At 27.4% G+C, this 7,614-nt stretch carries 9 protein-coding genes; 5 read left to right on the top strand and 4 right to left on the bottom strand.

Translation table 11 applies throughout. The features are described from left to right. The first annotated feature begins 345 nt into the window (after positions 1–345). Positions 346–393 carry a hypothetical protein gene (locus tag PNO30_RS08945; protein WP_420319621.1) on the top strand — a complete coding sequence of 16 codons (48 nt, stop codon included), beginning with the start codon at positions 346–348 and terminating at the stop codon, positions 391–393. A gap of 391 nt (positions 394–784) precedes the next feature. Beyond that, positions 785–1,075: a bacteriocin immunity protein gene (locus PNO30_RS00480; protein ID WP_271986721.1), complete on the top strand. Its 291-nt coding sequence runs from the start codon at positions 785–787 to the stop codon at positions 1,073–1,075. Between the two features lie 235 nt (positions 1,076–1,310). On the opposite strand, the gene galE is transcribed toward PNO30_RS00480, so the two are convergent. Beyond that, entirely contained in the window at positions 1,311–2,333 is a 1,023-nt protein-coding gene (galE, locus tag PNO30_RS00475) for a UDP-glucose 4-epimerase GalE (RefSeq protein WP_271986720.1), read from the bottom strand. Between the two features lie 373 nt (positions 2,334–2,706). Between galE and PNO30_RS00470 the strand changes: the two genes are divergently transcribed. From PNO30_RS00470 to PNO30_RS00460, 3 genes are read left to right on the top strand one after another with little or no spacing between them, the layout of a single operon-like run. After that, positions 2,707–3,666: a Gfo/Idh/MocA family protein gene (locus PNO30_RS00470; protein WP_271986718.1), complete on the top strand. Its 960-nt coding sequence runs from the start codon at positions 2,707–2,709 to the stop codon at positions 3,664–3,666. Positions 3,667–3,681: 15 nt separating this feature from the next. Continuing rightward, a complete protein-coding gene (locus PNO30_RS00465) occupies positions 3,682–4,551 on the top strand; it encodes a glutathione S-transferase C-terminal domain-containing protein (RefSeq protein WP_271986717.1) in 870 nt (289 codons plus the stop codon). 7 nt (positions 4,552–4,558) lie between these two features. Then, complete coding sequence (locus tag PNO30_RS00460; RefSeq protein ID WP_271986715.1) at positions 4,559–5,209, top strand: MmcQ/YjbR family DNA-binding protein; 651 nt, start codon at positions 4,559–4,561, stop codon at positions 5,207–5,209. 264 nt (positions 5,210–5,473) lie between these two features. Here the strand turns inward: PNO30_RS00460 and PNO30_RS00455 are convergent, their stop codons facing one another. The 3 genes from PNO30_RS00455 to PNO30_RS00445 are packed head-to-tail and all read right to left on the bottom strand — an operon-like array spanning position 5,474 to position 7,530. Beyond that, positions 5,474–5,827: a hypothetical protein gene (locus tag PNO30_RS00455; RefSeq protein WP_271986714.1), complete on the bottom strand. Its 354-nt coding sequence runs from the start codon at positions 5,825–5,827 to the stop codon at positions 5,474–5,476. Further along, complete coding sequence (locus PNO30_RS00450) at positions 5,828–6,427, bottom strand: response regulator transcription factor (protein WP_271986712.1); 600 nt, start codon at positions 6,425–6,427, stop codon at positions 5,828–5,830. Positions 6,428–6,438: 11 nt separating this feature from the next. Next, positions 6,439–7,530: a sensor histidine kinase gene (locus PNO30_RS00445; protein ID WP_271986710.1), complete on the bottom strand. Its 1,092-nt coding sequence runs from the start codon at positions 7,528–7,530 to the stop codon at positions 6,439–6,441. Positions 7,531–7,614 lie beyond the last annotated feature (84 nt).

The following is a 7,614-nucleotide window of genomic DNA, read 5'->3' as shown; positions in this document are numbered from 1 at the left end:
GATTTTGTCGAGTCACCCCCGCACAGTTTATTAGATATCTAAAAAGCTTTTATAAAGCGAATTTAGATATCAATAAACCACTGCGTCTATGAATTATCATATACATTTTGTTAAAATTTAGGACTTTTGAGTCAGCCCCTTGCCAGTATGAAGATAACTAAATATAAAAAATAAAACAATCTATCAAATTTGATAGGGAGATAAATTCAAAGTTAAATTAATTATATAAGGGACTTGAATTTAAAAATGTATTTATAATGAATATAGATGAGAATTATCCTTATTTGTATGAAAAAGTTAGATAAAAATGTATTGTAAGAAACAAATGTAGAAGAAGAAAGACGATTGCTTTATGTAGCAATGACAAGAGTAGAAGAAAGATTGTATATATAGGGCATAAAGATAGTAAGTTTATAAAAGAATTAAAAGAAATAGAAAGTATTTTGACAGAGTATAAAGAGTGATGTTTTAAAAAATATTTTAAAAAATTAAATAAAAGACTTGTATTTTTTATTTTTTTACTTTAAAATAAATCTAATAATTTATTTCTAATATCAAAAAAATGTTAAAATTTCTAAAAAATAGCAGAAAGAAGGTTCTATTATTATGAAAAAGAAATTATTTTTTGTTTTATTATTATCAGGTAGTATGTTTTTAAAATTTAATATAGCTGATGCAAAAGGAAGTACAGAAGTTACTACTTTTTCACAGTATACTACTATTGCGAATGATGGTGGTTCACCATTGGAACCAACTATTAATTGGTAATTATTAGGAATTTTATATGTTTAATTATTTTCCTAAAGAAGAAGAAATTTTAACTGATTTATATAATTTGATATTAGATAAAGAGGTTGGAATAAAAGAGAGAGAATTGTATAAGAAAGCTATTTTGTTAATTGAAAAAGAAAATGAATATTATGAAGCAGTTTTATTTCAATTAGCACCTGCTTTATCTTATTTAGCACGACAAAAAAGTATTTCTAGTAATGGTTGTATTTTTATGACTAAAATTAGTAGATTTACTAATAATTATATAGGATTTTATTTATTTGATTCTATATTAAAAAAATAATTTTTAAAATCAAAGAAAACAGTGTAAAATATGTATATAAAGCAATTAGTTAGTATACAACCTTAATTCAATAAGTGTTATTATATAAAAAGAGGGAGTGACTCAAAAATCATGATTTTGGAAAAATCGATTTTGTTAAGTCATTCCCGTTGCGCCTATAAGATCTTCTATTAACTTTTTATTTCTAAGACTTTTAGGTCAGTCTCATAGACTTTTATTTTCTTGTTTAAGTATATTATTCAGCGAATCCGTTTGGATGTTTACTTTGCCATCTCCAAGAATCTTCACACATACGTTTTATATCGTACTCTGCTTCCCATCCAAGTTCTTCTTTTGCTTTTGTAGCATCAGCATAACATGCTGCAATATCTCCTGCACGACGCGGAGTTATAACATAAGGTAAATCACGTCCAACAGCAGCTGATGCACTTTTAATAATATCTAATACAGAATAACCAATTCCTGTTCCTAAGTTATAAATAGTTAAGCCACTACCTTTTTCTAATTTCTTAAGAGCAGAAACGTGACCTCGAGCCAAATCTACTACGTGGATGTAGTCACGTACTCCAGTACCGTCATGAGTATCAAAATCATTACCAAAAACTTGAACTTTTTCTAGTTTACCTACAGCTACTTGCATAATATAAGGAATTAGGTTGTTTGGTACTCCTTTTGGATCTTCACCGATATCTCCACATTCATGTGCTCCGATTGGATTAAAGTAACGAAGGAGAACAATATTCCATTCGTTGTCTGCTTTATAAACATCTTTTAAAATATCTTCAGTTATTAATTTAGTACGTCCGTATGGGTTAGTTACAGATAGTGGGAAATCTTCTTTAATTGGTAATGTATGAGGATCTCCATAAACTGTAGCTGATGAACTGAAAATTATATTTTTACAATTGTGTTTTTCCATAACACGGAACAAAGTAATAGTTCCAGCTATATTATTATCATAATATGCTAATGGGATTTCACAAGATTCACCAACTGCTTTTAATCCAGCGTAGTGAATAACTCCATAAATATTTCCTTCTTTTTCAAAAACTTCATTTAATTTATCTTCATCTCGAACATCAACTTCATAAAATGTTACCTTTTTACCAGTAACTCGTTCAACTACTTCTAAACTCTTTTTGTTGGCGTTATATAAGTTATCAACGACAACTACTTCATTTCCATTGTTTAATAATTCTATACAAGTGTGAGACCCGATAAATCCAGCTCCACCTGTAACAAGTATTTTTTTAGTCATATTGTATTCCTTTCCATTCTGAAATATATATATATATATCATATAAGGTAAATATAAGTCAATAGAAAAATGAAAATAATATGAAAAAATATGAAAAATAATCGTTATTTTTACAAATAGTTGTTGAATAGTTATTATGAGATAGGTAATGAGTAAGTTAAAAAATAACACATATTTCACGAGAAAAAGTAAGAATTGGTAAAAAATTCAACACATTGTACTATTATAATAACGAAACATGAATACGAAGTTATAGAATTAGAAGCTTCTTATATGTGAAAGTTCTAAGGAAGAGTTTATATGCAAAAAATTTGCTAGCTAGATTTTAACAAGTTATAATTAAAGAACTATGTTGAGTAATTTGGAGGAAAACATGAAATTAGGAATTATTGGTTCTGGAATGATAGTTAAAGATTTTTTATCTTTTGCTCATGAACTTCCAGAAATTAAATTAGAAGCTATAACGGCTAGGAATATTGAAAATTTAAAAGAATTACAGTCTAAATATAATATTAATAATATATATACTGATATTGATCTTTGTTTAGAAAATAAAGAAGTAGATACAATTTATGTTGCAGTTCCAAATAATTTGCATTATTCAGTTGCTAAGAAAGCTTTAGAAGCTGGTAAAAATGTTATTTGTGAGAAACCTTTTACTTTAAAGTATGAAGAAGCTGTAGAATTATTTGAAATTACTGAAGCTAGAGGATTAATTTTAATAGAAGCAATAACAAACCAATATCAAAAAAATTATCTTGATATAAAAGCTAATATTGATAATATTGGAGAAATAAGACTTGTTGAGTGTAATTTTTCCCAACTTTCTTCAAGATACGAAGCGTTTAAAAATGGAATCCTTGCACCTGTTTTTGATAAAAGTAAAGGTGGAGGAGTGCTTGGTGATTTAAATATTTATAACATTCATTTTGTTGTCGGATTATTTGGTAAACCTAATAAAGTACATTATTCACCAAATATAGTCAATGATGTAGATACTTCTGGAATACTTCTATTAGAATATGATAACTTTAAAGTAGTTTGCATAGCAGCTAAAGATACTTTTAATAATAGTTATGTCAATATTCAAGGGGACCAAGGTATAATTAAGGTTATTGGTCCTACAAATGAAGTTCCTAATTACAGTATTCAAACAAAAGATAATTTTATAGAGAAAAATAATAATATCCATTCACACAGAATGTTTGCTGAGTTTAAAAAATTCGTTGAAGTTATAAATAATAAAGATTTTGAATTTATGAACGATCAGAAAGAACATACTTTGAACGTTATGTATATTTATGAAGAAGCGAAAAAATTTATAGAAAATTAAAAAGGAGAAAATCACATGAAAAAATTTTTTAGTAAACCATTTGGAACAGAGGAACAACCTATAGAGGAAGGAAGATATAGACTATTTTGGACTGCGGTCTGTCCTTATGCACATAGAGCAGTTATAGCAAGAGAAATACTAGGATTAGATGACGCGATTAGTTTAGGAACATTGGATTATCGTCGTGGAGAAGAAGGATGGCAATTTAGCTTAGATAAAGATGGATTAGACCCAATATTAAAAAAATCTAAAATTAAAGATGTGTACTTAAATAGTGATTCAGATTATGAAGGGCCATATTCAGTACCTGTGCTTGTTGATGTTACTACAGGAAAAGTAGTTAGAAAAGAATCAGCGGAGATACTTCATGAGTTTTCTACAGTGTTTAAACAATTACATAAAAATACTGAGGTAGATTTATATCCCGAGCATCTTGCAGATCAAATTGATGAATGGAATGAAAAATTAGCTGTGGCTATTAATGATGGTGTATATGGAATGGGATTTGCTGAAAGTCAAGAAAAATATGATGAGGCATTCGAAAGATTCTTTGATATGATGGATGTAGTAGAGGATCGTTTATCAAATCAAAGATACTTCCACGGTAATACAATAACAGAAACAGATATTCGTTTTTATACTACTATGATTCGCTTAGATGTCGTTTATTATGGATTATATTCTGCGAATAAAAAGAGAATTGAGGAATATCCTAACATTTTCAACTACTTAAAAGACTTATATCAAACTCCAGGATTTGGATCTACAACAGACTTTGAAGCAATTAAAGTTGGGTATTACGTATCAGCAGGTAAAACTATTGTACCAAAAGGGCCAGAAGTAGATAAGTGGAATCAAAGTCACGATAGAGCTAGATTCGAGTAAAAGTTTTATGAAAATAATTGATGTAGAAGAATATAACTTCTCTAAAGAAAAACTTTTACAGTATGGATTTAGGGAAGAAGCGGAAAAACTAATATATAGAAAAGAAATTTTAGACAGTAGTTTTTTTATAGAAATAGTATTTGTTAATAGTCAACTTTTGATAGAAGTTTATGATATAGAATTTGATGAGATTTATTCGTTGTTTAGTGTAGATAGTGCTGTAGGTGAAACGGTACAAAATATCAGAGAACATGTAGAGAAACTACTAAGTTCAATATTAGGGTTAGCTGAGGAATCGGGAAAAATAAGTTCAGAAATTATCGACTATTGTAATGATAAATACGGTGAAAATCATGTTAATCCTTTTAAAAAACATCCTGATATATTGGCATTTGTAAATGAAAAAAATAAATGGTATGCCTTGTTTTCAGATGTAGATTATAACAAATTGAATAAAAATACCGATATTACAACTAAAGTGAAAATTTTAAATGTAAAATATCCAACGGATAAAATTTTAGAAATTATTGATAATAAAAATATTTTCCCAGCATATCATATGAATAAAAAGCATTGGATAAGCATAGTGTTAGATAAAAATATCAAATTGGAGACAATAAAAGAATTAATCGACATTAGCTATTCTTTGGTTAAATAAAATAAAAGGAACAACAAAAAATCAATTTATAAAAATTATGATTTAGAGTTGTTCCTGTTTTTATTTATTTTTAAAAAAATAAAAAGCAGATTTTCATAAAGATAAGTTGTTGGGCCTAGCAACAGTGTTAACAATTCTTGAAATCTTTGAAAAAGTCTGCAAATAAACCATTAGGGAACGGAGTTTATATGCTCTCCTAATGTATATTCACATTATATCATGAGAAAAGAAAAAATACAAATTATGATTTAGTTGTTCCTTTTTCTATTTATTATACGCAATTATCAAGAATATTATTTGGAAAATAATAGAAATAATAAAGAAAAATCCAATATAAATCCCTAATGCACCTGCTATGATATACAATATAGTATTTATAATAATTAAATAATTTTTTGTGAATTTTATCAATGAGATAACAATATTAAAAATAACAGCTATTAAGAGCATAAAGTAGTGTGGTATTAGAAATGCAAGTAGCAATCCTAAACCAGCGCCAGCACTAGGACTATCAGAATGATTAATTTTTGATATTACACTTGAAAAGTATAGTATTGTTAGAGCTATATATAATATTGATGAAAGTAATGATAATCTTATAGCGAGTTTTCTTGTCATCTATAGCCATCCTTCCTCAGTAGATTTTTTTACAGCTTCTGTCCTGTTTTTGCAGTTTAATTTTGTTAGGATGTTAGAAATATAGTTTCTAATAGTTCCCTCTGATAAAAACAGTGCATTAGCAATTTCTTTATTTGATAATCCTTCTTTAATTTTTATAAGAATAATTTTTTCTTGATTTGTTAATGGATTGTGACTATTGAAGATATTTTCCATTAGTTCAGGTGAGTATTCTTTGTGCCCTGCTAAAACATTGTTAATTGTTTTCATAAGTTCATCTATTGAACGATCTTTTAGTACATAGGCATCTACGTTATTTTTTATAGCACGTTCAAAATAACCAGCTCTTTTAAATGTTGTAACAATAATTACTTTACAATTTATACTTTTATTACGAATAAATTCTAATACTTCTAGTCCTGTTGATTCAGGCATCTCAATATCTAGTATTGCTACATCAACGCTAGAGTTCACCAATATATCTATTGCTTCTTTTCCATTTTTAGCTTGTAAGACTTCATCTATTGAATCTTCCATAAGAAGTAGTGTAGCCATAGCATCACGTAGCATACTTTGATCTTCTGCGATTAATAATCTCATAAATACCTCCATTAGTTATCTTTACTAATTGTTACTCTAATAATAGTAGGTTCTTTTTTAGAAAGTATTTCTATTTTTCCATCTACTACTTTGATTCTTTCTCTAATTGAAGCTAATTCGCTTCCTGTTATTATCTCAAAACCACAACCATTATCTTTAGCAGTAATAGTGTAGTTTTTATTACTCTCATCTAATATTATATCACATTTATTAGCTTTACTATGTTTAATAATATTATTTGTTAGTTCTTTTAGAATCATTGTAATAGTCCACTCTTGAAGCCCAATAGGTTTAGTAGTGAAATTATTATTAAGATTTAGTTGAATATCACTCATTATCATAATGTCTTGGATAATTTTAATTTCTTCTTCAACAGTTCGATGCTTAAGTTTATTAACTATTGCACGAGTGTTATCCATTGATTCCTTACTAATTTTACTAATTTCACAAAGTTCTTTTTTTGCAGCCTCTAAATTATTTTTTTCTAAATATTTCTCTGCAAGTTCAGCTTTAAGTTTTAACATAACAAATGTATGTCCAATACTATCATGGAGATCTTGACCAATTCTATTACGCTCATTTTCAGCTAGTAAGATGTTAATATGTTCATTGTATTTAATGCGTTCATTTTTTAGCTTGTTTCTTTCATAACCACGTTTTTGTAAGAAGTACGTAATAAGACATAGGAAGTAGAAGCAAAACATAATTACTTTATCACCAGTAAGTAGTGAAGTTAACGCAATATGAATCATAATTGAGTTAATTACTATAAAGAAACTTATAGATCTGTATGTAGTGTAATCATCATGAAATCTCCAAACTAGCAGATTACTTAGATAATAAGAGAATAACATATTCGTTGGATTAATATATAGTGCCATAAATGCAATATAGAAAGCTAAATAAAACCATTCTATAAAAATAATATACTTATTTTCAGTAAATAGAATAGAAATATATGAAACAATCGCCATTATAGTCAGAGGCAATATATAAAACGGATAACTACCATTAACAATATATACTAGTGGAAAAACAAAAAATACTAGTGATATAAAAAATATATAGTTAGATTTAATCTTATTTATTAATACTTTGTTCATGTTCGTCTCCTTTATTTAAGGGTATATTTTATATGATATCACAAAACTAAAGGTGTGTGAATAATGTAATCACACACCTTTAGC

The sequence above is a fragment of the Gemella haemolysans genome (assembly GCF_028308085.1).
GTDB classification, from domain to species: Bacteria; Bacillota; Bacilli; order Staphylococcales; family Gemellaceae; genus Gemella; species Gemella haemolysans_D.
The sequence above is the reverse complement of the archived record's forward strand: the minus strand, read 5'-3'. Positions and strand labels throughout refer to the sequence as shown.